At 67.8% G+C, this 264-nt stretch carries 1 protein-coding gene; it reads left to right on the top strand.

Annotated elements, in window-relative coordinates; genetic code table 11:
• Window positions 1–264 (top strand): acyltransferase domain-containing protein (locus tag IG74_RS47445; RefSeq protein WP_037827671.1); only part of this gene is annotated, 264 nt, incomplete at both ends.

Here is a 264-nt window from a genome sequence, read left to right as displayed (position 1 = left end):
GTGTTTGTGTTCCCGGGTCAGGGGGCGCAGTGGGCGGGTATGGCGGTGGGGCTTCTGGAGTCCTCGCCGGTGTTCGCGGAGGCGATGGGTGAGTGTGAGTCGGCGCTGTCGGCTTACGTCGACTGGTCGTTGACGGACGTACTGCGCGGCGCCGAGGGTGCGCCTGGGTTTGACCGGGTGGATGTGGTGCAGCCGGTGTTGTTCGCGGTGATGGTGTCGTTGGCGCGGTTGTGGCGTTCGGTGGGTGTGGAGCCGGACGCGGTG

The sequence above is a fragment of the Streptomyces sp. NRRL B-1347 genome, assembly GCF_000720325.1.
Taxonomy (GTDB): Bacteria; Actinomycetota; Actinomycetes; order Streptomycetales; family Streptomycetaceae; genus Streptomyces.
The sequence above is the reverse complement of the archived record's forward strand: the minus strand, read 5'-3'. Positions and strand labels throughout refer to the sequence as shown.